Source organism: Lysinimonas soli (genome assembly GCF_042655435.1).
Lineage (GTDB): Bacteria > Actinomycetota > Actinomycetes > Actinomycetales > Microbacteriaceae > Lysinimonas > Lysinimonas soli.
Genome location: NZ_JBHSMG010000002.1, coordinates 323,369 through 347,391, shown reverse-complemented (window position 1 = coordinate 347,391; position 24,023 = coordinate 323,369). Strand labels below are relative to the sequence as shown.

The following is a 24,023-nucleotide window of genomic DNA, read 5'->3' as shown; positions in this document are numbered from 1 at the left end:
GATGATGCTCCGGCGGCGGAAGGATGGCACGACATGAACGCGGATGTCGTGAGCGCCGGCCAGCGGACCAACCGCCCGCAACCGACCCTCGAGATGGTGGCCGCCGCCGCGGGCGTCTCGCGGTCGACGGTCTCACGCGTCGTCAACGACTCGCCGAAGGTGACCCCGGAGGCCGTCGCCGCCGTCAAGGCCGCCATCGAGAAGCTCGGCTACGTGCCCAATCGGGCGGCGCGGATCCTGGCGAGCCGCCGCACCTTCTCGGTGGCGCTCGTGATCCCCGAGAACACCGCCAAGTTCTTCGCCGACCCCTACTTCGCCGCCGTCATCCAGGGCGTCGCGATGCACCTGTCGAGCACCGAGTACACCCTGAGCCTGCTGATCGCGCCCGAGAAGGATGCCGAGAAGACCCGCCGCTATCTCACGGCGGGCAACGTCGACGGGGCGATCATCCTCTCCCATCACAGCGACGACCATGCCTACGTGCTGCTGTCGCAGTCGATCCCCGTGGTGTTCGGCGGCCGCCCGATGAACCAGGACGGACCGGGCGCCTCCTACGTCGACGTCGACAACGTCGAGGCGGCCCGAGCGATGGCGGCCCACCTGATCGCGCACGGGCGTCGGCACCTGGCCACGATCGCCGGTCCCCGCAACATGTCGGCGGGAATCGACCGGCTGGTCGGCTGGCGTCTGGCTCTGGCCGACGCCGGTCTCGGCTCCGAGCTGATCGAGTTCGGCGACTTCAGTCCGGCCAGCGGGGCCGAGGCGATGCGACGCCTGCTCGAGCGGGGGGAACCGATCGATGGGCTTTTCGCGGCCAGCGCGCAGATGGCATCCGGCGCCATGGGCGTGCTGCGCGAGCACGGTCTCGAGGTGCCGCGCGATCTCGGCGTCGTGACCTTCGACGACGACTACTTCGCGCAGAGCGCGCAGCCTCCGCTCACGACGGTCGCCCAGCCCACGGTCGAGGTCGGCAAACGGATGGCGGCCGTACTGCTGCGGGCGATCGCCGGGGAGGACGTGCCGGCGATCACGATGATGCCGATCGAGATCATCGAGCGCGACTCGGCCTGAGCGGCGGCTCCCTGCGCGAAGCGACCCGAGTCGGTAGCGTCGAAGCATGACCGCCGACTCCGCGTCCCCCGAGTCCCCCGACGAGCTCACGATCGTGCACGACGAGGCGAACAGCCGCTATGTGCTGATGCGCCACGGCACCGAACTGGGCGAGACCGTCTACGCCCGGCCGAAGCCGGGGGTCATCGAGTTCCTGCACACCGGGATCAACCCGTCACAGCAGGAGCACGGCCTCGGGTCCCGGCTCGCGGCGGGCGCACTCGACGACGTCCGCGCCACCTCGAACGACCGGGTCGTGGCGCTGTGCCCGTTCATCCGGGCGTTCATCCAGAGGCATCCCGACTACGCCGACCTGACGCGCCGCTGACCGCGCGCCCGCGCCGATCTCTCGGCGACTACCGGGTGCGCCCGCTCACGTCGATGCGCACCGAGCCCTTGTAGATGTCCTTGTCGCCGTCACCCGCGACCGGGGCGGGGGCCGGCAGCATGGTCTGGCGATCCTGCTCGAGCTGGGTCTCGTAGCGGGTCGGGTGGAACACCTCGTCGCCGATTCCCGCGAGGCCCGAACCGCTTCCGCCGCTCGTGGTGCTCTTGTTCGACAGGTCGATCCAACCCAGGAACTGGGCCAGCACGCCCAGTCCGATGAGCACCACCAGGATGCCCGCGAAGATCAGCCAATCCACGTGAGCCACCCTACGTCGCTCTGCTCGCGACCGACGTCATCCTCAGGGATGAGATTCCGTCACGTGCGGAACCGCGTCCGGAGCCGGCCTCCGGTCGCCGTCGCCCCCCTGCATCCGCGCCGCCCGATCCCCGCGCTCGGTCGCGGCGCCCGGTCGCGGCACCACCGTCACGGCACGCGGTACAGCCACTCCTCGGTGCCGAACTTGTCGGTGACGAGCCGCTCGGCCGCCGCATACTCGGCGGGGGTGATCTCATCGTCCTGCAGACCGTGCAGCATGCGGAAGGTCTCGACCATGCGGTCGATGATCTCGGCGCGCGGCAATCCGGTCTGGCTGCGCAGCGGGTCGACCCGCTTGTTGGCGCTCTTGGTGCCCTTGTCGCTCATCTTCTCGCGGCCGATCCGCAGCACCTGCACCATCTTGTCGGCATCCATGTCGTAGCTCATCGTGACGTGGTGCAGCACGCCGCCGTTGCCGAGCCGCTTCTGGGCGGCGCCGCCGATCTTGCCGCTCGGGCTCGCGATGTCGTTCAGCGGCTGATAGCTCGCCTCGATGCCGAGGCTCCTGAGGGCGATGATGACCCACTCGTCGAAGAAGGCGTAGCTGTCGGCGAAGCTCATGCCCTGCACGAGCTCGACCGGTGCGTACAGCGAGTAGGTGACGACGGCCCCGGCATCCATGAACATCGCCCCGCCACCGCTGATGCGACGCACGACGTCGAAGCCGTACTTGGCCGCATTCTCGGGGTCCACCTCGTTCTTGACCGACTGGAAGCTGCCGATCACGACCGCCGGCTCGTTCCACTCCCAGATGCGCAGGGTCGGCTTGCGGCGGCCGTCGCCGACCTCCTCGGCCAGCACCTGGTCGAGGGCGAGGTGCATCCGCGGGCTGAGGGGACCCGGATGCACGAGCTGCCATTCGTAGTCGCTCCAGCTCGTGGCCTTCTGCAGCGCCCGCCGGATCGCGGTCGCGACCGAGTCGGGCGAGAACCCCAGCAGCGTGGCGTCGGGGGGCAACGCGGCCTCGACGGCGCGGGAGAACGTCTTGGCATCGGAGTCGACGGCGAGTCCGTTGACTCCGGCGTTGATCGCATCGAGAGCCTCGTCGGGCTCGAGGAAGAAGTCACCGGCGAGCCGGAAGTCGGCGATCCGCCCGTCGACCACGTCCAGATCGACCACGACCAGCTTGCCGCCGGGAACCTTGAACTCACCGTGCATGGGTCGAGCCTATTTGGCGCCGCCTCCGACGTGCTGGTCGAGCCAGCGGACCAGGTCGGCCACGACCTCGTCGCGATTGGTCTCGTTGTACACCTCGTGCCGCGCGCCCGGGTAGATCTCGACCGTGACGTCGCTCAGGCCGCCGCGGCGGCGGTACGCCTCGGCCAGCAGCTCGACGCTGCGCGGTCCGCCGAGCGGATCCTCGCTGCCGATCTGGATCAGCAGCGGCAGATCGCGGGCGAGCCTGGTGGGCCGGCCGAGCAGCCGCATGCCGTCGGCGAGCCCGAAGAGCTTGGCCGCCTGGGCGTCGAAGGTCAGCGGATCGCGGGTGAAGGCGATCGCGACCGCAGGGTCGCGGCTCAGCCACTCGGCGCCGGTCGAGCCGAGATCACGGAACCGCTTGTTCAGGGCGCCGGAGTTCATGTGCAGCAGGGTGCGGTACGGCGTGCCGCTCAGCACCGCGGCGTCGTAGTCGTCGGCATGGGCGTTGAGGATCATCTGCGCGAAGATCGAGCCGAGGCTGTGCCCGAGCAGCACGAGCGGCAGCTGCGGATTCTCGCTTCGGGCGATCGCGGACAGCCGCCGAACCCCCTCGACCGTCGCCCGCACGCCGCCCGGGCCGAGGCGGCCGAGCCGGCCGAGATCGCCGCCGTACTGCTGCACCCCCGTCTCGCCGTGGCCGCGCAGGTCGCCGGCGTAGATCGTGTACCCGGCCGCGACGAGTTCGTGGGCGAGCCGCTCGTAGCGGGTGGCGTACTCGCCGAGCCCGTGCACGAGATGGATGACGGCCTTCGGCGCCGCCGCCCGCCAGACGTAGTAGTGGATCGCGATGCCCTCGGCATCCACATAGCTTTCGTCGCTGCGGGCGACCGGGAACGTCGGCATCGAGCCTCCTTGCTCGGCTCATTCTAGGGTCGGGAGGCAGGCTGGTCCGGGTCGAGGACCGTTGAATTAGCCATGCTAATGAGTTAGGCTAACGATCGTGGATGAGGCGAACGACGAGCAGCTGCGGATCCTGCTGCAGCGGGTCGCCCGCCGCATCCGCAACAACCGAGCCGACGGCGCGATGAGCGACAGCCAGCTCGGCGTGCTCTTCCAACTGGAGAAGGCGTCGTCGACCCCGAGCCGGCTCGCCGAGCACGAGCGGGTCAGCCCGCCCTCGATGAACCGCACCCTCAACACCCTCGAGAACGCCGGACTCGTCGCGCGGTCGGTCTCGCCCGACGACGCCCGCAAAGTGCTCGTGACGATCACGCCGGCGGGAACCGGGCTCATCGCCGAGACGCGGCGCCTGCGCACCGCCTGGTTCACCCGGCAGCTGGCCGAGCTCAGCGCCGCGGAACGCACCGCACTCGAGGCGGTGATCCCGGTGCTGCGACGCATCGCGGAGTCGTGAGGCCGGCGCTGTCGTGAGCTCGGCCTTCCGCTCCCTCGGGATCTTCAACTACCGCCTCTGGTTCGCCGGCGTGACGGTGTCGAACGTCGGCACCTGGATGCAGCGCACCGCCCAGGACTGGGTCGTGCTGACCGAACTCACCCACAACGACGCCGGTGCGGTCGGTGTCACGATGGCGCTCCAGTTCGGACCGCAGCTCGTGCTGGTGCCGATCACGGGCCTCGTCGCCGACCGCATGGATCCGCGCAGGCTGCTGATGATCACCCAGGGCGCGATGGGCGCGATGGGGCTCGGGCTCGGCATCCTGACCCTGACCGGGGTGCTCCAGCTCTGGATGATGTTCCTGTTCGCGCTCGCTCTCGGCGTCGCGGCGGCCTTCGACGCCCCGGTGCGGCAGACCTTCGTCGGCTCGCTGGTGCCGCAGGGCTTCCTCTCCAACGCGGTCGGCCTCAACGCGACCTCGTTCAACACCGCGCGCCTGATCGGCCCGGCCGTCGCCGGGCTGCTGATCGCCGGGGTCGGATCGGGCTGGGTCTTCCTGACCAACGCCCTCACCTTCGGTGCCACGATGCTCGCGCTGGCCGGACTGCGCACCTCGGAGCTGGCGCCGCGCACCGGGATCGCGAAACGGCGAGGGCAGATCCGGGCCGGACTCGCCTACGTGCGCGGGCGGCCCGACCTCATGGTGCTCTTCCTCATGGTGTTCCTGATGGGCACGCTGGGCCTCAACTTCCCGATCTTCGCGTCGACGATGGCGAGCACGACCTTCCATCAGGGCGCGGGCGAGTTCGGCATCCTGTCGTCGGCGTTCGCGGTCGGCTCGGTCGTGGGGGCGCTGCTGGCGGCGCGGCGCGAGAAGCCGCGGTTCCGCACGGTCGGGCTCTCGGGCGCCGGCTTCGGATTCGCCCTCATCGCGGCCGCCCTGATGCCGAGCTACCTGAGCTTCGGGCTCGTGCTCCCCCTGGTCGGGATCACCTCGATCACGATGCTCAACAATGCGAACGCCTACGTGCAGACCACGACGCCGCCCGAGCTGCGCGGTCGCGTCATGTCGCTCTACATGGCGATCTTCATGGGCGGCACCCCGATCGGCGCGCCCTTGATCGGCTGGGTCGCGAACGTCTACGGGCCGCGCTGGGGTCTCATCGTGGGCGCCTTCGGCGGGCTGCTCGCCGCGCTCGTCGCCCTCGTCTGGTGGACCCGCTCGCACAAGGTGCGCATCCGCTACCCCCACGAGGGATGGATGCCGTTCGGCCTCGAGGTCACCGACGACCGCGACCTCGCCACAACCGAGATCGCCGTCATCGAGACCGAGGCGCAGAAGGGCTGAGTCTCAGGACTCGCGGGTGATCTCCACCGTGACGAACAGCTTGCTCGCGTAGGGACCGGCGTACACGCCGCGCAGCGGCGCGACGTCGTTGTAGTCGCGGCCGCGGCCGACCGAGACGTGGCGGTCGCCGATCTCCATCAGGTTGGTCGGGTCGAAGCCGCGCCAGTCGCCGCAGAACCACTCGACCCAGGCGTGCGACTCGCCGGCGACCGTCTCGCCGATCGCGGCATCCGGTTTCGGATGCAGGTAGCCGCTGACGTAACGGGCCGGGATGCCGATCGAGCGCAGCGCCCCGATCGCCAGATGGGTGATGTCCTGGCAGACGCCCTTGCCCTTGTCCCATGCCTCGCGCGCGGTCGTGTAGACGCTCGTCGAGCCCGGCATGTACTGGATGCGGCGGCCGATCTGCTCGCAGACGGCGAGCGCGGTCGCGCAGGGCGACTCCGACTCCGCCAGCGCGGTGCGGGCGATCTCGACGACCTCCTCCGGCGGAGCGGTCAGGCGGGTCTGCGCGAGCTGCTCGACGTACTCTGTGGCGCGCTCGATCGTGTCGGCCAGGGCCTCCCAGCCGACCCGGTGCTCCGGATGCTCGCGCGGCCGCACCTCGACGAGGCTCGTCGCGGTCAGCGACAGTTCGCGATGCGGGGTCAGGATCTCGAACGACGAGACCCGCGTGCCCCAGTAGTCGGTGTAGGAGTGGTGGCCCGAGATCGGCAGGATCTCGAGGTTGGAGTACAGCACCAGCTGGCTGTCGGCGCTCATCGGCAGCATCCGCGCCTCGTTGTACGAGGCCGTCACCTCGCCGTCGTAGTGGAAGCCGGTCACATGCCGGATGCGCAGCCGGTTCACGTGTTCTCGCCCATCCAGCTCGGGGCGGCGTTGGTCGGGAAGTAGCGCTGACGGATCGCCTCGCTCGCGGCGCTCGTCGCGGATTGCACGTTGTCCATGTGGGTCGGGAGGTCCTCGATGATGTCGGCGATCGGACGGTACTCGAGCTCGCTGCGGATCTGCCCGAGCAGTCGCTGCGCCTGATCGGTCACCCCGACCCGATCGCTGCGCGGCCCGAGCTCGCGCAGGCACTGCTCGGCGCGGCTCACCGAGAACAGGATGCTGCGCGGGAACAGCCGGTCGAGCAGCAGGAACTCGGCGGCGTTGCGCGCGCTGGGCACCCCGCGGTAGGTGCGCAGATAGGCCTCGTACGCCCCGACCGAGCGCAGGATCGTCGTCCACGACGGACCGGATGCCTCGGTGAGCGATCGCGTCGCGAGCAGCCGCGCGGTCATGTCGGCGCGTTCGATCGAGCGGCCGAGGGTGAAGAAGCTCCACGCCTCGTCGCGGCTGGTCGCCGACTCGATGATGCCCACGGCGAGCGCGGCCCGCTCGCGGACCCAGCCGAAGAACTCGTGCACCTTGTCGGTCGCGACCTTGCGCGGCATGCGGGCCCTCGTGGTGTTGAGCACCTCCCACAGCTCGGTGCTGACGACCTCGCGCGCGCGCCGCGCGTTCTCGCGCGCGGCCACGAGGGAGTAGGCGATCGACGCCGGCTGATTGCGGTCGACGGCGAGCAGGGCGAGCACGTCGGCCCGCGTGACGTCGGTGTCGTCGTCGACCTCCGTTCCCATGACGCTCAGCAGCGAGCGGCAGGCGAGGTTCTCTTCGATCCACGGGTCTTCGAGCAGCAGCTGCAGGTGCACGTCGAGGATGCGCGCCGTGCCGTCGCTGCGCTCGATGTAGCGCCCGATCCAGAACAGGCTCTCGGCGATCCGCGAGAGCATCACGACGCTCCGCTCTGCTGTTGTTGCTGCTGCTGGTCCTGGCGCGGGGAGTCCTGCGGGCTCTGGTCGACGTGATGGCCGTCGACGATGATCGGGATCGAGGTCGTCACGGCCGCCTGGTCGGCGACGAGGCCCTGGATGTTGTGGTCGCTCGTGTGCAGCGGCTCGTGCCCCACGATCCAGGTGTCCTTCGAACCGCCGCCCTGCGAGCTGTTGACGACGAGCTGCCCTTCGGGCAGCGCGACGCGCGTCAGGCCGCCCGGCAGCACCCAGACATCCGTTCCGTCGTTGACGGCGAAGGGACGCAGGTCGGCATGCCGCGGGCGCATCCCCTCGTCGACGAGGGTCGGGATGGTCGACAGCTGCACGACCGGTTGCGCGATCCAGCCGCGGGGATCGCGCCGCAGCTGCGCGGCGAGGTCGTCGAGCTGCTGCGGGCTCGCATCCGGGCCCACGACGAGGCCCTTGCCGCCCGACCCGTCGACGGGCTTGACCACGAGCTCGTCGAGACGGTCGAGCACCTCCTCGAGCGCGCCGGGCTCCTCGAGGCGCCAGGTGTCGACGTTGGCGATGATCGGGTCCTCCGAGAGGAAGTACCGGATCAGATCGGGCATGTAGGTGTAGACGAGCTTGTCGTCGGCGACCCCGTTGCCCACTGCATTGGCGATCGTCACGTTGCCGAGCCGGGAGGCCAGCATGAGCCCGGGCGAGCCGAGCATGGAGTCGGCCCGGAACTGCAGCGGATCGAGGAACTCGTCGTCGACCCGGCGGTAGATCACGTCGACCCGCGTCGGACCCGCGGTCGTGCGCATCCACACCTTGCCGCCCGAGCAGAACAGGTCCCGGCCCTCGACGAGTTCGACCCCCATCAGCCGGGCGAGCAGGGTGTGCTCGAAGTACGCGGAGTTGTACACCCCGGGGGTGAGCACGACGATCGTCGGGTCGTCGACGCCGTCGGGGGCGGATGCCCGTAGGGACTGCAGCAGGCGCTGCGGGTAGTCGCCCACCGGGCGCACACGCATCGACATGAACAACTCGGGCAGCGTCTGCGCCATGACCCGGCGGTTCGAGATGACGTAGCTCACGCCGCTCGGCACCCGCACGTTGTCTTCGAGCACCCGCCAGGTGCCCTTCTCATCGCGGATCAGGTCGATGCCCGAGACGTGGATGCGCACGCCGTTCGCGCTGACGATCCCCGCGGCCTCGCGGTGGAAATGGCTCGACGAGCTGATCAGCCGCGCCGGGATGACCCCGTCGGTCACGGCCCGCTGCGGACCGTACACGTCGGCCAGGAACGCCTCGAGCGCCCGCACCCGCTGCTTCACGCCGGCCTCGACGACCGCCCACTCGGACTGGTCGATCACGCGGGGCACGGCGTCGAGCGGGAACGGCCGCTCCTCCCCGGCGAAGTCGAAGGTCACGCCTTGGGCCAGGTACGAGCTGGCGAGCGCTTCGGTGCGCCCGCGGAGCTCCTCCTGCGTCATCCGCGCGAGGGCGGTGTGGATCTCCTTGTAGGCACCCCGGGCGCTGCGCGCGTCGGCCGCCATCGGGTCCGCGAACATCTCATCCCAGGCCGGGGCCCCACGTCGCGTCGTCGCGACGGAGCCGTAACCGTCGAAAAGGTCGCCCATGAAGCGAGCCTAGTGAGCGGATGTTGCTGTCTCGTTTCGCGAGCCTCCGGCCGCCGTCGATGCACGCACCACCAGTTCGGGCTGAAAGACCACCTGACGTGGGGCAAGCCCCGGATCACGAGCCTCCTCGATCAGAAGCTGCACCGCCGTGCGCCCGATCAGCTGGCTCGGCTGCCGGATCGACGACAGCGGAACCACGGCGGCGCTCGCGAAGTCGATGTCGTCGAAGCCGATCAGGGCGATGTCGTCGGGCACGCGCACCGACCCCTGCATCACGAGAGCCTGGAGCAGGCCGGTGGCCACGAGGTCGTTGGCGGCGAAGACGGCATCCGGGCGCTCCGCAGCGGGTCTCGCGAGCAGGGCCTCCCCCGCCCGCCGGCCCTCGAGCACGCTCAAGGCGCTCAGCTCGACGACCTCGAGGCGGGCATCCGGTTGCGCCTCGACGGCCGCGCGCGCGCCGACCAGGCGATCGGCCACCTGGCGGATGTCGAGGGGGCCGCCGACGAAGGCGATCCGGCGGCGGCCGATGTCGAGCAGGTGCCGCGCGGCGAGCCGGCCGCCGGCCACGTCATCCACCGAGACCGAGCTGAAGCCGCCGTCCGGGCTCATCCGGTCGACGAGCACGGCGGGGGTGCCGCGGCTGCGCAGGCGGGCCAGGCGCGGCCCGACATCGCCGTAGGGAGAGATGAGCACCCCGTGCACGCGCTGCTCCTCGAACAGGTCCAGGTATGCCGCCTCGCGCTCGACGCTCTCGTCGCTGTTGCCGAGGATGACCGAGAGCGAATGCATCGCCGCCTCGTCCTCGACGCCCCGGGCGACATCGGTGAAGAAGGGGTTGCGCACGTCGAGCACCACGAGACCGATCGTCGTGCTGCGACCGGCCCGCAGCTGCCTCGCGGCGTCGTTGCGCACGTAGCCGAGTTCCTCGATCGCGGCGTGCACCCGCTCCACGGATCTCGGGGAGACCCTCGCCGGGCTGTTGAGCACGTTCGAGACCGTGCCCACCGAGACGCCGGCCCGCTCGGCCACATCGCGGATGCTGACGGTCGCCATGCCTTCCACCTCCCTGAATCGCTCCATCGTGGCACGGCACGGGAACCGTTAGTGCTCTACTGGGGGGATGCTCGATCGCGCCCTCCTCGAACCCGTCACCATCGGCACCTCCGGGCTCGGCAAGCGGCCCGGCGCCGACGAGGAGCTCGCCGCCGCGCTGATCGCGAGCCCGTTCCGGCAGCTGGACACCGGCAACAACTACGCACTCGGCCGCTCCGAACAGCTGCTCGGCGAGGCGATCGCCGCGGCCGGCGGCCTCCCGGCCGGCAAGGTGGTGTTCTCGAAGGCCGATCAGGACCCCGCGACCGGCGTGTTCGACGGGGATCGCGTGCGGCGCTCCTTCGATGAGACGACCGCGCGGCTGGGACTCGACACCTTGCCGCTCTACCACCTGCACGACCCGTACACGATCTCGGTCTCCGAGGCGATGGCGCCCGGCGGTCCGGTCGAGGCCCTGCTGCGCCTGCGCGACGAGGGCCGGGTGGGTGCGATCGGCATCGCCGCGGGACGGCATGCCCTCGTCGAGGAGTACGTGCGCACCGACGCCTTCGACGTGGTGCTGAGCCACAACCGCTGGACCCTGGTGGACCGCACCGCCGAGACGATCCTGCAGCTCGCCACCGAGCGCGACATGACGGTGTTCAATGCGGCGCCGTTCGGGGGCGGCATCCTCGCGGGATCGGCCTTCCGCGGCCAGACCTACGGATATGAGCCCACCTCGGAGGCGTTCCGGGCGCACCTCGACCGGGTCCGGACGCTCTGCGGCGAGTGGGGCGTGAGCGTGGCCGCCGCCGCGCTCGCCTTCTCGTTGCGCGAGCCGCGCATCCACTCGACGGTGGTCGGCATCTACTCGGAGCAGCGCCTCGACGAATTGCCCGGCCTCATGAGCACAGAGGTGCCCGAGGGGTTCTGGACCGCACTCGACGCTCTGGGCGATCCGCCCGCGTCTCCGACCGACTGAGCTCTTCGTCGGTAGCCGGTCGTAGCCTCACCGCATGGTCGACTACCGCCTCGAACTCGTCATCATCCCGGTCACCGACGTCGATCGAGCCGTCGCCTTCTACGGCGAAACGCTCGGTTGGCCGGTGGACTTCAACCAGGTCGTCTCGCCCGAGTTGCGCTTCGTGCAGGTCACCCCGCCGGGGTCCGCTTGCTCGATCGCCTTCGGGGTGGGGCTGCTCCCGGCCGAGGCGAAGCCCCTGCTGGGCCTGCAACTCGTCACGCCCGACGCGGACGCCGCCCACGACGACCTCGTCGCGCGCGGCATCGAGGTCGGTCCCGTACAGGACCTCGCCTGGGGCCGCTTCGTCTGGTTCGACGACCCCGACGGCAACCATTGGGCCGTGCAGCAGCTGCCGCTGCGGAACGGATCCGTCTAGCCCTCGACGCTCAGGCCGGCCACGTCACGCCGGCCAGCCGTGCCGACTCGTCGAACAGGCGTGCGGCGTCGGCGGCGTTGCGCGCGGCGCGTGGCTCCCGCGCCCGGTGCGGAGCTCCGGTGAGGCCGAGGAAGCCGTTTGGTCCGTAGTAGGCGCCGGGCGCGGCATCCGGGCTGGTCGCCGCGTAGAGCGCGGGCAGGATGCCGGTCTCGACCAGCTGCCAGAGGATCGTCCGGTGGTAGTTCTTCGGCGGTCGCGGCGGCTTGCCCCGGCGCGGACCCGTGGTCTGCAGATTCGTGCGGGTGAACCCCGGATGCGCGGCATCGCTGAGCAGCCCCCAGCCGTGCACATCGCTGCGCTTCTGCAGCTCCCGCGCAAACGAGAGCATGGCGAGTTTCGACAGACCGTACGACCGCACCGGGGAGTAGCGCCGGCTCTGCAGGTCGTTCCAGTCGTACCGGCCGAAGTACGCCATGAAGCTGCTCAACGAGGTGACCCGCGGCGCCGGCGCGGCGCGCAGCAGCGACAGCAGGCGCGCCGTGAGGGCGAAGTGACCGAGGTAGTTGCTCTCGAATTGCAGCTCGAAACCGTCGTCGGTGGTTTCCCGGGTGGGCGGCATCATGATCCCGGCGTTGTTGATCAGGATGTCGATCGGCCGCCCCTCGGCACGCCGCGCCGCTGCGAAGCCGGCCACGCTGTCGAGCGAGGCCAGATCGATCCGCTCGAGCCGGAGCGATGCCGTCGGGTGCGCCCGCAACAGCTCGCTCCTGGCGACGTCCCCCTTCTCGAGGTTGCGTACGGCCATCACGACCTCCGCACCCGCCGCGGCGAGCCGTCCGCTCAGGCCGAACCCCAGTCCGGAGTTGGCCCCCGTCACGATCGCGAGCCTGCCGCTCAGATCGGGAACGTCGATGTCGTCGCGTGCCATGCCCTCACGCTAGCCCGGGAATGCCAAACGGCGGCCGCCCCGCCAGGCGCGACCACCGTCGCGGAGCAGACGGTTCAGACCGCCGCGGCCGGCTTGCCGCCGGGACCGATGTAGGTGGACGAGCCGTAGCCGATGATCAGGTAGCCGATGATCGACAGCAGCCACAGCAGGAAGAAACTGAAGGCCCCGCCCTTGCCGAAGGCCGCACCGATGCGGATCGCGACGATGATGCCGAAGACGAGGTTGACGATCGGGATGAGGAACAGCAGCACGGTCGCGCCGTGGAAGCCGGCGATCTTCACGAGCACGTAGGTGTTGTAGATCGGGATGATGGCCCCCCAGCCGGGGAAGCCGGCCTTGCGGAAGACCGGCCAGAGCGCGATGACCAGGATGATGTAGCCGACGAGGCTGCCGATCGTGCCGGCCGTCGGCCCGACGGAGTACGACGTCGAGTAATCGACGTCGGTGATGAGCTGAAACACAGGATCTCCCCAGGAAGTAGTGAATGGACCGCCAGATTAGCGGCGGCTCCGAGCGGCGGGTGAGAGGCTGAGCGCATGGAGACCGAACGGACGTGGGCCGGCACCTACACCTTCACCGCTCCCCGGCTGCGGCACGCGAGCTCCATCGCGGAGGTGCTACAGCTCGTCTCCGAGGCGGCGGCGAGCGGCGAGCGGGTGCGCGCGCTCGGCACTCGGCACTCGTTCAACGGGCTGGCGGACACCGAGGGGACCCTGCTGACGGTCACCGGGATCGACCCCGACCCGGTGCTCGACGAGGCGGCGAGGACGGTCACGGTCGGCAGCGGCATCCGCTACGGCGAGCTGGCCGTGTGGCTCGAGGCACGCGGCTGGGCCCTGCACAACATGGGGTCGCTTCCGCACATCTCGGTCGGCGGCGCGACCTCGACCGGGACGCACGGCTCGGGCAACCGCAACGGGGTGCTCGCCACGTCGATGCGTGCCCTCGAGCTGGTGGCCGCGGACGGCTCGCTGCGCACGGTGCGGTCCGGCGAGCAGGACTTCGACGGCCTCGTCGTCGGACTCGGCGCGGCGGGCATCGTGGTGCGCAGCACGCTCGCGATCGAGCCGAGCTTCCGGGTGCGACAGGACTCCTTCACCGGGCTGCCCTGGGAGGTCGCGCTCGACGACCTCGACGCCGTGACCGGCGCGGCCTACAGCGTCAGCCTGTTCACCGACTGGCTGGGCGACGAGATCGGCCTCATGATCTGGAAGACCCGGCTCGACGGCGACGACAGCGACGGCGGCGTCCCCGAGGAGTGGCGCGGCGCTCACCGCCTGAGCGGGCCCGAGACCGGTCTGTTCGGCGCGGAGGCCCAGAACCACACGCTCTCCGGCGGAATCCCCGGGCCGTGGCTCGAGCGACTCCCGCACTTCCGCCTCGACGCGACGCCGAGCGTCGGTGACGAGATCCAAACCGAGTACTTCGTCGATCGCACCGACGGCCCGGCCGCCCTGCGCGCGGTCCGTGAACTGGGGCCGCGCATCGCTCCGCACCTGCTCATCACGGAGTTGCGCACGACCGCCGCCGATGAACTCTGGCTCAGCGGATCGTATGAGCGTGAGACCCTTGCCATTCACTTCACCTGGAAGCCCGAACCTGAGGCGGTGCACGCCCTGCTGCCCGACATCGAGGCCGCGCTGGCCCCGTTCGCCGCTCGACCGCACTGGGGCAAGGTCAACCGAGTGAGCGCCGCGACACTCGCCCGCGTCCACCCGCGTCTCGGCGATGCGCGCGCGCTTTTCGAGCGCCTCGACCCCACCGGGATGTTCTCGAACGCCTACCTCGAGGAGCGCGGGGTCCGCGAGCCGCGCGACCGTCGCAGCGCCTGACCGGGCCGAGTCGGGCGGCGCCCGGCTAGAGCGATCGGGTCGACTCGCGCACCACCAGCTCGGGTTGGAAGACCGTCTGGCGGGGGATCAGCGTCGGGTCGTCGGCCTCTTCGATCAGCACCCGCAGGGCGGTTCCTCCGATGGTGCGACTCGGCTGCCGCATCGATGACAGCGGCACGGCGGCCGCGCGCGCGAAGGCGATGTCGTCGAAGCCGATCAGCGCGATCCGCTGCGGCACGAGCAGCCGGCCGCCCCCGACGAAGGCCTGGAGCAGCCCGAGAGCGAGCAGGTCGTTGGCCGCGAAGACGGCATCCGGCCAGTCCCGTTCCATCCGGCCCAGGATGCGCAGGCCGGCAGCGATGCCCTCCTCGACGGTGAGCGCGCTCGTGGCCACCACCTCGATCCCGATCTCCCGCGGACTCTCGTCGACCGCCACCCGAGCGCCGGCGAGCCGGTCGCTCACCTGTCGCAGGTCGAAGGGACCGCCCACGAAGGCGAGCCGCTTGCGTCCGCTCTGGATCAGATGCGAAGCCGCCATCCGGCCGCCAGACACGTTGTCGACCGAGACGGAGCTGAACCGCCCGTCGCCGCTGAAGCGGTCGACCAGCACCGCCGGGATGTTGCGGGCGCGCAGTTGCTCGAGGCGCGGGCTGATGTCGCGATAGGGCGAGATGAGCACCCCGCGCACCCGTTGCTCCTCGAAGAGATCGAGGTACATGCGCTCCCGCGCGGACTCCTCATCGGTGTTGCCGAGCAGGATCGCGATGCCGTTCTTGGATGCCTCATCCTCCGCTCCACGCACCACCTCGCTGAAGAAGGGGTTCTGCCCGTCGAGCACCACGAAGCCGACGGTCGAGCTGGTTCCCGCCCGCAGCTGCCGCGCCGCGTCGTTGCGGCGGTAGCCCAGCTGTTCGATCGCGCGCTGCACCCGCGCGACCGAGTCGGCCGACACCTCGCCCGGCCGGTTCAGCACGTTGGAGACGGTGCCCACCGAGACGCCCGCCAACTTGGCGACGTCACGGATGCTCGTCGCGGCCATCGAGCCTCCTTCGGCGTGATCCCCCGGGCCAGGGGTGGTGCGACACTACCAGTCACTGAAACGACTCATATTTCTGACCAGACCTCCGGCTTGACCCGGGGGGCATCGCTAGATGTAGTATGCCTGAACAGCACCTGAATCGTTTCATCAACTTTTGGACTCAAAGGAGAGCCTGGCCATGAGCCCCGCCCCCGCGGACTCCTCCGCTCACGCGCTCGAGCTGCGCAAGGTCGTCAAGACCTTCGGCGCCGTCGTTGCCCTGCGTTCGGGCACCCTCGCCCTCGACAACGGCTCGATCCACGCCCTGGTCGGCGAGAACGGCGCCGGCAAGTCCACGCTCGTGAAGATCATCGCCGGCCTCTACCAGCCGGACTCGGGGGAGTTCCTACTGAACGGCGAGCCGGTCGACTTCCGCTCGACGGCCGACGCCAAGAACGCCGGCATCGCCGTCATCTACCAGGAGCCGACGCTCTTCCCCGACCTCACCGTGACCGAGAACATCTTCATGGGGCGGCAGCCGCTGCGCTCCTTCGGCCGCATCGATCGCAAGGCGATGCGGGCCGAAGCTCTCGCGCTGTTCCAGCGCCTCGGGGTGAAGATCAACCCCGACCGCCCCGCGCGCGGCCTCTCGATCGCCGATCAGCAGATCATCGAGATCGCCAAGGCGATCAGCCTGGATGCCCGCGTGCTCATCATGGACGAGCCGACCGCGGCGCTCAGCGGCGTCGAGGTCGACCGCCTGTTCGCGGTCGCGCGCAGCCTGCGCGACGAGGGACGCGCCCTGCTGTTCATCTCGCACCGCTTCGACGAGGTGTTCGCCCTCTGCGACACCGTCACGGTGATGCGCGACGGCTCGTACATCTCGACCGAGAAGATCGTCGACACCGATGTCGACACCATCGTGCGGCAGATGGTCGGCCGTGACGTCGCGGACCTCTTCCCCAAGCAGGAGGCCGTCATCGGCGAGGTCCTGCTCGTGGTGCAGGGGCTCAGCTCCGCGGGGGTCTTCGACGACATCAGCTTCCAGGTGCGCTCGGGGGAGATCGTCGGCCTCGCCGGCCTGGTCGGGGCGGGCCGCAGCGAGGTCGCCCGCGCGGTGTTCGGCGTCGACGGCTACGACAGCGGGACGGTCACGCTGAACGGCAGCCGCGTCCGCGGACACGACCCCGTCGCCGCCATGCGCGCCGGGCTCGCGCTCGTCCCGGAGGACCGCCGCAAGGAGGGCCTGGTGATCGGCGCCTCGGTCGCCGAGAACCTGACCATCGCCATCCGTCAGCGCCTGTCGGCGGCCGGACTGTTCATCACCGGCCGCCGCGAGAACGAGGCGAGCCGGGTCTGGGCCAGCAGGCTCGAGGTGAAGGGCTCGGCGCTCGACGCCGAGGTGGGCACCTTCTCGGGCGGCAACCAGCAGAAGGTCGTGCTCGCCAAGTGGCTGGCGACCGAGCCGAAGGTGCTCATCGTCGACGAGCCCACCCGCGGGATCGACGTCGGCACCAAGGCCGAGGTGCACCGCCTGCTGTCCCAGCTGGCGGGTGAGGGGATGGGCATCTTGATGATCTCCTCGGAGCTGCCCGAGGTGCTCGGCATGGCCGACCGCGTGCTGGTCATGCGCGAGGGCCGGATCACCGCGACGATCGATCGTCAGGACGCGACCCCCGAGTCGGTCATGCGCGCTGCCACGGCGGGAGCGGCGGCATGAACTCGCTGAAACGCCTCAGCCGGGCGCGCGAGACCGGCATCCTGCTCGCCTTCCTGCTCGTCGTGGTCGTGACCACGGTCAAGAACCCCGCCTTCGTGTTCAGTCAGGACGGCTTCCGCGACCTGCTGGTCACGCCCATGCTCGTGCTGCTCATCGCGGTCGGCGAAGCCATGGTCATCATCACCCGCAACGTAGACCTCTCCGTCGGCTCGGTGATCGGGCTGACCGCCTACGCGGCGGGAACCCTGTTCAAGTACACCGACATCCCCTGGCCGCTGGTGGCGCTGATCGCGGTCGTGGGCGGCGCCGCCCTCGGCGCGATCAATGGCCTGCTCATCTCGATCGCGAAGGTGCCGTCGCTGGTCATCACGCTGGGCACCTTGTATGCCTTCCGTGGCATCAACGTGGTGTGGACGGGCAGCAACCGCATCAACTCCAGCGACATCCCGAATGACTTCCAGGGCATCGGCACGGCGCAACTGCTCGACGTCCCGGTGATCACGATCATCGCGGCCGTCGTGCTGATCGGCGCGGCCTGGTACCTGCGCAACACCCGCGGCGGGCGCGAGTTCTACGCGATCGGCTCCGATCCGGATGCCGCCAACCTCTACGGCCTCAAGGTCGGCCGGCGGGTGCTCCTCGCCTTCATCGTCAGCGGAACCCTCGCCGGACTGGCCGGGGTGCTCTACGTCGCCCGCTACGGCACCGTGGACTCGCAGGCCGGCACCGGATTCGAGCTGCAGGCCGTGGGCGCCGCGGTCATCGGCGGCGTGGCGATCTTCGGCGGGATCGGGTCGGTGTGGGGGGCGGCCATCGGCGCGATGCTGCTGCTCACTATCAACCGCGCGCTGCCGGTGCTCGGCATCCAGGACTTCTGGCAGCAGGCGGTCGTCGGGGCCCTGATCATCGCCGCGATCGTGCTGGACCGGGTGCTCGCCCTCCGGCAGGCCCGCCGGCTGACCGTGATGGAGGACTCGCAGGCATGACCACCACGACCCCCGCCCCCACCGCTATGCCCGGTTCGAGCCGAAGCTACCCCAGCTACGGGCGCCCGTTCTGGCAGCGCCTCCTGTTGCGGCGCGAGGCCGCGATCATCGCGCTGCTCGTGCTGGTGATCATCGTGGCCTCCGCCTCCGTGCCGCATTTCGCCGCGCCGATCACCTACAACTTCCTGCTGCTCGACACGGCCCCGATCCTGCTGATCGCGCTGCCGATGACGCTCGTGGTCATCACCGGCGAGATCGACCTGTCGGTCGCCAGCGCGATGGGGCTCTCGAGCTCGATCATCGGGCTGCTGACCCAGGCCCACTGGCCGTTCCCCGCCGCCGCCCTCGTCGCCCTCCTGATCGGCGCCGGCGGCGGTGCGGTGAACGGCCTCCTGGTCACCCGGGTCGGCTTGCCCTCGCTCGCGGTCACCATCGGCACGCTCGCCCTCTACCGCGGCGTGGCCCAGGGGCTGCTCGGCACGACGGCGGTCACCTCGTTCCCCACCTTCTGGACCGAGCTGGCCACCTCGACGATCCCGGGCACCCTGATCCCGGTGGTCACGATCCTGATCGCCGTGCTGGCCATCGTCTTCGGCGTGCTGCTGCACTTCACGCCGTTCGGCCGCGGCATCTACGCGATCGGGCTCAGCTCGGATGCCGCCGCCTTCTCGGGCGTGAGGATCCAGCGCACCAAGTTCATCCTGTTCGTTCTCGCTGGGCTCGTCTCGGCGCTCGCCGGGATCTTCTACACCCTGCGATTCGGCAGCGCCCGAGGCGACAACGCCACCGGCCTCGAGCTCTCGGTGGTCGCCGCCGTGCTGCTCGGCGGCGTCTCAATCTTCGGCGGCCGCGGGGCCCTCCCCGGCGTGCTCGCCGGCGCCCTGCTGATCGGCGTCCTCGCCAGCGCGCTGCGCCTGGCCGGCATCACCTCGGACGTCATCAACGTGATCACCGGCACGCTCCTCGTGCTCTCGGTGATCCTCACCAGCTTCCTCGCCTGGCTGCAGCGCACGCGGCTCAGCGCGGCGAGAAGGCGGCGCGATACGGGCGGCCCGGCATCCAGCTGATCCGCCCCGCCCGCGCCGATGCAGTCACGTCGGCACCACACCACCAAGAAAGGGAAACAACGATGTTCCAGACTCGTCACAGCGTTCGCCTCGCCGGGGTCGCGACCCTGGCCGCGGCCGCACTGCTCCTCGCCGGCTGCGCCAGCAGCGGCGGCAGCAGCTCCGGAGGCGGCGGCAGCAAGAACTACGCCATCACCTTCCTGCCGAAGAACCTCGGCAACGCCTACTTCGACACCTCGGACGCCGGCGGCAAGAAGGCCATCGCCGAGTTCAAGGGCACCTATGCAGAGGTCGGCCCCGCCACCGCCGCACCTGATGCCCAGGTCAGCTACATCAACACCCTGACGCAGAAGCAGGTCGGGGCCATCGTGCTCTCGGCCGACGACCAGAAGGCGCCGTGCTCGGCGATCAACCAGGCTCAGAAGGCCGGCGTCAAGGTCGTCACCTTCGACTCCGACACCGCCGTGGGATGCCGCGACCTCTTCATCAACCAGGCGACCGCCGACGGCATCGCCAAGGTCGAGGTCGACATGATCGCCAAGCAGATCAACGACAGCGGAGAGATCGCCATCCTGTCGGCCGCCGCCAACGCGACCAACCAGAACGCGTGGATCGACCTGATGAAGAAGGATCTGGCCGCCAACCACCCCAACATCAAGCTGGATGACGTGGTGTACGGCAACGACGACGACCAGACCTCCTTCGACAAGACCGCGGCGCTGCTGCAGACCTACCCGAACCTGAAGGGCATCATCTCGCCCACCACGGTCGGCATCGCGGCCGCGGCGCGCTACATCTCGACCTCCTCCTACAAGGGCAAGGTCGCCGTGACCGGACTCGGCACGCCGAACCAGATGAAGGCCTATGTGAAGGACGGCACCGTCACCGCGTTCGCGCTGTGGAACCCGGGCGACCTCGGCTACCTCGCGGCGTACGCGGCGAAGGCCCTGATCGACGGCACCATCACGGGCAAGGAGGGCGACAGCTTCAAGGCCGGAACCCTCGGCACCTTCAAGGTGGGCAAGGACGGCACCGTGCTCCTGGGCGACCCGTTCCAGTTCAACGCCGGCAACATCGACCAGTTCAACTTCTAGGTCGTTCTGGGGGTCCGTCCGGTCGTGCTGACCGGACGGACCCCCTCCCCCTTTTCCGCGCTCCTGCCCTCGACGAATCGCCGCCCCGGGCGGTCCGACTTGACGCTGCGCCCCCGTCGCGCATAGTGTCATCCCGACCTCGACAATGAAACGATTCATCGGCCATCGCCGTCCGAACAGGAACCCACCGTCATGACTGACTTCGCGTCCATCACCCCGCGTCTCGCCGAACAGGCGATCGAACTGCCCTCCTGGGCCTTCGGCAACTCCGGCACCCGCTTCAAGGTGTTCGGCACCCCGGGCACCCCGCGCACCCCGCAGGAGAAGATCGCGGACGCGGCGCAGGTCAACAAGTTCACCGCGCTCTCCCCGACGGTCGCCCTGCACATCCCGTGGGACAAGGTGGACGACTACGCGGCGCTGCGCGACTACGCGCAGTCGCTCGGCGTCGACCTCGGCACGATCAACTCGAACACCTTCCAGGACGACGACTACAAGTTCGGCTCGCTGACGCACGTCGACCCGAAGATCCGCCAGAAGGCCATCGACCACCACTTCGAGTGCATCGACATCATGAACCAGACCGGGTCGCGGGACCTGAAGATCTGGCTCGCCGACGGCACCAACTATCCGGGCCAGGGCGACATCCGCGGCCGCCAGGACCGTCTCGCCGATTCGCTGCAGAAGATCTACGCGCGCATCGGAGACGAGCAGCGTCTCGTGCTCGAGTACAAGTTCTTCGAGCCGGCGTTCTATCACACCGACGTTCCCGACTGGGGAACGTCGTACGTGCAGGTGCTCGCACTCGGAGACAAGGCCATGGTCTGTCTCGACACCGGTCACCACGCCCCCGGCACGAACATCGAGTTCATCGTCGCCCAGCTGCTTCGGCTCGGAAAGCTCGGCAGCTTCGACTTCAACTCCCGCTTCTACGCCGACGACGATCTCATCGTCGGGGCGGCGGACCCCTTCCAGCTGTTCCGCATCCTCTACGAGGTCATCCGCGGCGGCGGCTACGGCGCGGACTCCGGTGTGGCCTTCATGCTCGACCAGTGCCACAACGTCGAGGACAAGATCCCGGGCCAGATCCGCTCGGTGCTGAACGTGCAGGAGATGACGGCGCGGGCGCTGCTCGTCGACGGCGAGGCTCTGACCGCCGCGCAAGACGCGGGTGATGTGCTCGGGGCCAACGGCATCCTGATGGACGCCTTCTACACGGATGTGCGCCCCGCGTTGGCCGAGTGGCGCGAGTCGCGCGGACTCGACGGCGACCCCTTCGCGGCGTACGCGGCATCCGGATACCAGGCGAAGATCGCGGCCGACCGCGTCGGCGGCACCCAGGCGGGCTGGGGGGCGTGATGACGGGCACCCCCTCGACGCAGCGCGTCTGCTTCGAGCTGCAGCTGCGGCCCGAGCTGATCGATGAGTACGTCGAACGGCACGCCGCGGTCTGGCCAAGGATGCTGCGCGCCATCGAACGCTCGGGGCGCCGCAACTACTCGCTCTTCCTGCGCGAGGACGGCATGCTGATCGGCTACTACGAGGTGGACGACGATACGGCGTCGGCTCGGGCCCTCGCCCTCGACCCCGACACGGCCGAATGGGAGGCTGAGGCCGCGCGCTTCTTCGTCTCGCTCGACGGCGACCGCCCGGACCAGGGTGCTCCGCAGCTGCGCGAGGTGTTCCACCTCGAGGACCAGCTCGCGGCGCTCCCGGACTGAACGCGCCCGCAACCCCTGATGCCGCCCGGCACCGCAGACCACCACCCCAGCTGAAGGAACCATGAGCACCGCATCCGATCTCGTCTCGCGCAGCCACCGGCTCGGCGCCGATCCGAAGAACACGAACTACGCCGGCGGCAACACCTCCGCCAAGGGCACCGAGACCGACCCGGTCACCGGTGAGCCGGTCGAGCTGCTCTGGGTCAAGGGATCCGGCGGCGACCTCGGCACCCTGACCGAGGCCGGGCTCGCGGTGCTGCGGCTGGATCGCGTCCGTGCCCTCGTCGACGTCTACCCGGGCGTCGATCGCGAGGACGAGATGGTCGCGGCCTTCGACTACTGCCTGCACGGCAAGGGCGGCGCGGCCCCGTCGATCGACACCGCCATGCACGCGCTCGTCGATGCGGCCCACGTCGACCACCTGCATCCGGACTCGGGCATCGCCTTCGCCACGGCGAAGGACGGCGAGAAGCTCACGAAGAAGGCCTTCGGCGAGAAGGTCGTCTGGGTGCCGTGGCGGCGTCCTGGCTTCCAGCTCGGGCTCGACATCGCGGCGATCAAGCGGGCCCACCCGAATGCGATCGGCTGCATCCTCGGGGGGCACGGCATCACGGCGTGGGGCGACACCAGCACGGAGGCCGAGGCGAACAGCCTGTGGATCATCCGTACGGCCGAGCAGTACCTCGTCGAGAACGGCAAGAAGGCGCCGTTCGGGCGCGAGGTCGCGAAGAATCGTGCTCTGCCCGAGGCCGAGCGCCGCGCCAAGGCGGCCGCCCTCGCGCCGACGATCCGCGGGCTCGCCAGCCACGACAAGCCCATGGTGGGTCACTTCACCGACTCGGATGTCGTGCTCGACTTCCTGGCCTCGGCGAACGCCCCGAAGCTCGCGGCCCTCGGCACCAGCTGCCCCGACCACTTCCTGCGCACGAAGGTCACGCCGATGCTGCTCGACCTGCCGGCCGGTGCATCCGTCGATGCCTCGATCGCGCGGCTGAAGGAGCTGCACGAGCAGTACCGCGCCGACTACACGGCGTACTACGAGCGTCACGCGACCGCCGACAGCCCGGCGATCCGCGGCGCGGACCCGCTGATCGTGCTGGTGCCGGGGGTCGGCATGTTCAGCTTCGGCGCGAACAAGCAGACCGCCCGCGTCGCCGGCGAGTTCTATGTCAACGCGATCAACGTCATGCGCGGCGCCGAGTCGATCTCGAGCTACGCCCCGATCGACGAGCGCGAGAAGTTCCGCATCGAGTACTGGGCGCTCGAAGAGGCGAAGCTGCAGCGGATGCCGCAACCGAAGTCCCACGCGACGCGCGTCGCGCTCGTGACGGGCGCCGCGTCCGGAATCGGCAAGGCGATCGCCACGCGGCTCGCGGCGGACGGCGCCTGCGTCGTGATCGCCGACCTCGATCTCGCCAAGGCGCAGGAGGCCGCCGCCGAGATCGGTGGCACGGATGTCGCGATCGGCGTGGCCGTGAACGTCACCGACGCCGAGGCGATCGCCAAGGGAGTGCAGGAGGCGGTGCTCGCCTTCGGCGGCATCGACATCGTCGTCAACAACGCGGGCGTCTCGCTCAGTAAGCCCCTGCTCGAGACCACCGAGAAGGACTGGGACTTCCAGCACGACATCATGGCCAAGGGCTCGTTCCTGGTGTCGAAGGCCTGCGCCCCCGTGCTCATCGAGCAGGGGATGGGCGGCGACGTGATCTACATCGCCTCGAAGAACAGCGTCTTCGCCGGCCCGAACAACATCGCGTACTCGGCGACCAAGGCCGACCAGGCCCACCAGGTGCGACTGCTCGCGGTCGAGTTGGGCGAGCACGGCATCAAGGTCAACGGGATCAATCCGGATGGGGTCGTCAAGGGCTCGGGCATCTTCGCGGCCGGCTGGGGGGCGAACCGGGCGAAGACCTACGGCATCCCCGAGGAGGATCTCGGCAAGTTCTACGCCCAGCGCACCATCCTCAAGCGGGAGGTGCTGCCCGAGAACGTCGCGAACGCCGTCTCGGTGCTCACCGGGCCGGACCTGTCGCACACGACCGGGCTGCACATCCCGGTGGACGCGGGCGTCGCCGCGGCCTTCCTCAGGTAGGCACGCGGC

The 24,023-nt window shown here is 69.7% G+C and carries 24 protein-coding genes; 14 read left to right on the top strand and 10 right to left on the bottom strand.

The window, feature by feature from the left end:
- Positions 1-33 precede the first annotated feature (33 nt).
- Positions 34-1,071, top strand: coding sequence for a LacI family DNA-binding transcriptional regulator (locus tag ACFPJ4_RS09290; protein WP_386740126.1), 1,038 nt, complete (start codon positions 34-36; stop codon positions 1,069-1,071).
- A gap of 46 nt (positions 1,072-1,117) precedes the next feature.
- The gene (locus ACFPJ4_RS09285) at positions 1,118-1,438 is read left to right on the top strand and encodes a GNAT family N-acetyltransferase (protein ID WP_386740125.1); all 321 of its coding nucleotides are present in this window, start codon (positions 1,118-1,120) and stop codon (positions 1,436-1,438) included.
- 28 nt (positions 1,439-1,466) lie between these two features.
- Here ACFPJ4_RS09285 and ACFPJ4_RS09280 read toward each other — a convergent pair whose 3' ends face one another.
- From ACFPJ4_RS09280 to ACFPJ4_RS09270, 3 genes are all read right to left on the bottom strand, one after another.
- Positions 1,467-1,754, bottom strand: coding sequence for a hypothetical protein (locus ACFPJ4_RS09280; protein ID WP_386740124.1), 288 nt, complete (start codon positions 1,752-1,754; stop codon positions 1,467-1,469).
- A 167-nt stretch (positions 1,755-1,921) separates the two neighbouring features.
- A complete protein-coding gene (locus tag ACFPJ4_RS09275; protein ID WP_386740123.1) occupies positions 1,922-2,971 on the bottom strand; it encodes a lipoate--protein ligase family protein in 1,050 nt (349 codons plus the stop codon).
- 9 nt (positions 2,972-2,980) lie between these two features.
- The gene (locus ACFPJ4_RS09270) at positions 2,981-3,856 is read right to left on the bottom strand and encodes an alpha/beta hydrolase (protein ID WP_386740122.1); all 876 of its coding nucleotides are present in this window, start codon (positions 3,854-3,856) and stop codon (positions 2,981-2,983) included.
- A gap of 97 nt (positions 3,857-3,953) precedes the next feature.
- Between ACFPJ4_RS09270 and ACFPJ4_RS09265 the strand changes: the two genes are divergently transcribed.
- Positions 3,954-4,367 carry a MarR family winged helix-turn-helix transcriptional regulator gene (locus tag ACFPJ4_RS09265; RefSeq protein ID WP_386740121.1) on the top strand — a complete coding sequence of 138 codons (414 nt, stop codon included), beginning with the start codon at positions 3,954-3,956 and terminating at the stop codon, positions 4,365-4,367.
- A 13-nt stretch (positions 4,368-4,380) separates the two neighbouring features.
- The gene (locus ACFPJ4_RS09260) at positions 4,381-5,697 is read left to right on the top strand and encodes an MFS transporter (protein WP_386740120.1); all 1,317 of its coding nucleotides are present in this window, start codon (positions 4,381-4,383) and stop codon (positions 5,695-5,697) included.
- 3 nt (positions 5,698-5,700) lie between these two features.
- Here ACFPJ4_RS09260 and ACFPJ4_RS09255 read toward each other — a convergent pair whose 3' ends face one another.
- The 4 genes from ACFPJ4_RS09255 to ACFPJ4_RS09240 are packed head-to-tail and all read right to left on the bottom strand — an operon-like array spanning position 5,701 to position 10,156.
- Positions 5,701-6,546 (bottom strand): transglutaminase family protein, encoded by an 846-nt coding sequence (locus ACFPJ4_RS09255; RefSeq protein WP_386740119.1) that lies wholly within the window; start codon positions 6,544-6,546, stop codon positions 5,701-5,703.
- Positions 6,543-7,472, bottom strand: a complete 930-nt coding sequence (locus tag ACFPJ4_RS09250) for an alpha-E domain-containing protein (protein WP_386740621.1) — start codon at positions 7,470-7,472, stop codon at positions 6,543-6,545. Before ACFPJ4_RS09250 ends, ACFPJ4_RS09255 begins: the two co-directional genes overlap by 4 nt.
- Complete coding sequence (locus ACFPJ4_RS09245) at positions 7,472-9,103, bottom strand: circularly permuted type 2 ATP-grasp protein (RefSeq protein WP_386740118.1); 1,632 nt, start codon at positions 9,101-9,103, stop codon at positions 7,472-7,474. Before ACFPJ4_RS09245 ends, ACFPJ4_RS09250 begins: the two co-directional genes overlap by 1 nt.
- A 9-nt stretch (positions 9,104-9,112) precedes the next feature.
- Entirely contained in the window at positions 9,113-10,156 is a 1,044-nt protein-coding gene (locus ACFPJ4_RS09240) for a LacI family DNA-binding transcriptional regulator (protein ID WP_386740117.1), read from the bottom strand.
- Positions 10,157-10,223: 67 nt separating this feature from the next.
- On the opposite strand from ACFPJ4_RS09240, the gene ACFPJ4_RS09235 reads away from it, so the two are divergent.
- Together ACFPJ4_RS09235 and ACFPJ4_RS09230 are read left to right on the top strand one after the other, a co-directional pair.
- The gene (locus ACFPJ4_RS09235; RefSeq protein ID WP_386740116.1) at positions 10,224-11,117 is read left to right on the top strand and encodes an aldo/keto reductase; all 894 of its coding nucleotides are present in this window, start codon (positions 10,224-10,226) and stop codon (positions 11,115-11,117) included.
- A gap of 34 nt (positions 11,118-11,151) precedes the next feature.
- On the top strand, positions 11,152-11,535 hold the full coding sequence (locus tag ACFPJ4_RS09230; protein ID WP_386740115.1) for a VOC family protein: 384 nt from the start codon (positions 11,152-11,154) through the stop codon (positions 11,533-11,535).
- Between the two features lie 10 nt (positions 11,536-11,545).
- Here ACFPJ4_RS09230 and ACFPJ4_RS09225 read toward each other — a convergent pair whose 3' ends face one another.
- A complete protein-coding gene (locus ACFPJ4_RS09225; RefSeq protein ID WP_386740114.1) occupies positions 11,546-12,463 on the bottom strand; it encodes an SDR family oxidoreductase in 918 nt (305 codons plus the stop codon).
- Positions 12,464-12,537: 74 nt separating this feature from the next.
- On the bottom strand, positions 12,538-12,945 hold the full coding sequence (locus ACFPJ4_RS09220) for a DUF5684 domain-containing protein (RefSeq protein WP_386740113.1): 408 nt from the start codon (positions 12,943-12,945) through the stop codon (positions 12,538-12,540).
- Positions 12,946-13,020: 75 nt separating this feature from the next.
- Here ACFPJ4_RS09220 and ACFPJ4_RS09215 point away from each other — a divergent pair, with 75 nt between their 5' ends.
- Positions 13,021-14,316, top strand: a complete 1,296-nt coding sequence (locus ACFPJ4_RS09215) for an FAD-binding protein (protein WP_386740112.1) — start codon at positions 13,021-13,023, stop codon at positions 14,314-14,316.
- Positions 14,317-14,341: 25 nt separating this feature from the next.
- Here ACFPJ4_RS09215 and ACFPJ4_RS09210 read toward each other — a convergent pair whose 3' ends face one another.
- Positions 14,342-15,355, bottom strand: a complete 1,014-nt coding sequence (locus ACFPJ4_RS09210) for a LacI family DNA-binding transcriptional regulator (RefSeq protein WP_386740111.1) — start codon at positions 15,353-15,355, stop codon at positions 14,342-14,344.
- Positions 15,356-15,533: 178 nt separating this feature from the next.
- Between ACFPJ4_RS09210 and ACFPJ4_RS09205 the strand changes: the two genes are divergently transcribed.
- The 7 genes from ACFPJ4_RS09205 (at position 15,534) to ACFPJ4_RS09175 (ending at position 24,014) form a co-directional block, all read left to right on the top strand.
- On the top strand, positions 15,534-17,054 hold the full coding sequence (locus ACFPJ4_RS09205; RefSeq protein ID WP_386740110.1) for a sugar ABC transporter ATP-binding protein: 1,521 nt from the start codon (positions 15,534-15,536) through the stop codon (positions 17,052-17,054).
- Positions 17,051-18,040, top strand: coding sequence for an ABC transporter permease (locus ACFPJ4_RS09200; RefSeq protein WP_386740109.1), 990 nt, complete (start codon positions 17,051-17,053; stop codon positions 18,038-18,040). The genes ACFPJ4_RS09205 and ACFPJ4_RS09200 overlap by 4 nt, the downstream gene beginning before the upstream one ends.
- On the top strand, positions 18,037-19,107 hold the full coding sequence (locus tag ACFPJ4_RS09195; RefSeq protein WP_386740108.1) for an ABC transporter permease: 1,071 nt from the start codon (positions 18,037-18,039) through the stop codon (positions 19,105-19,107). The genes ACFPJ4_RS09200 and ACFPJ4_RS09195 overlap by 4 nt, the downstream gene beginning before the upstream one ends.
- Positions 19,108-19,169: 62 nt before the next feature.
- Positions 19,170-20,201, top strand: a complete 1,032-nt coding sequence (gene rhaS, locus ACFPJ4_RS09190; RefSeq protein ID WP_386740107.1) for a rhamnose ABC transporter substrate-binding protein — start codon at positions 19,170-19,172, stop codon at positions 20,199-20,201.
- Between the two features lie 192 nt (positions 20,202-20,393).
- A complete protein-coding gene (gene rhaI, locus ACFPJ4_RS09185) occupies positions 20,394-21,560 on the top strand; it encodes an L-rhamnose isomerase (RefSeq protein WP_386740106.1) in 1,167 nt (388 codons plus the stop codon).
- Positions 21,560-21,922, top strand: a complete 363-nt coding sequence (locus ACFPJ4_RS09180; RefSeq protein ID WP_386740105.1) for an L-rhamnose mutarotase — start codon at positions 21,560-21,562, stop codon at positions 21,920-21,922. The genes rhaI and ACFPJ4_RS09180 overlap by 1 nt, the downstream gene beginning before the upstream one ends.
- A 61-nt stretch (positions 21,923-21,983) precedes the next feature.
- A complete protein-coding gene (locus tag ACFPJ4_RS09175) occupies positions 21,984-24,014 on the top strand; it encodes a bifunctional aldolase/short-chain dehydrogenase (RefSeq protein ID WP_386740104.1) in 2,031 nt (676 codons plus the stop codon).
- Positions 24,015-24,023: the final 9 nt, after the last annotated feature.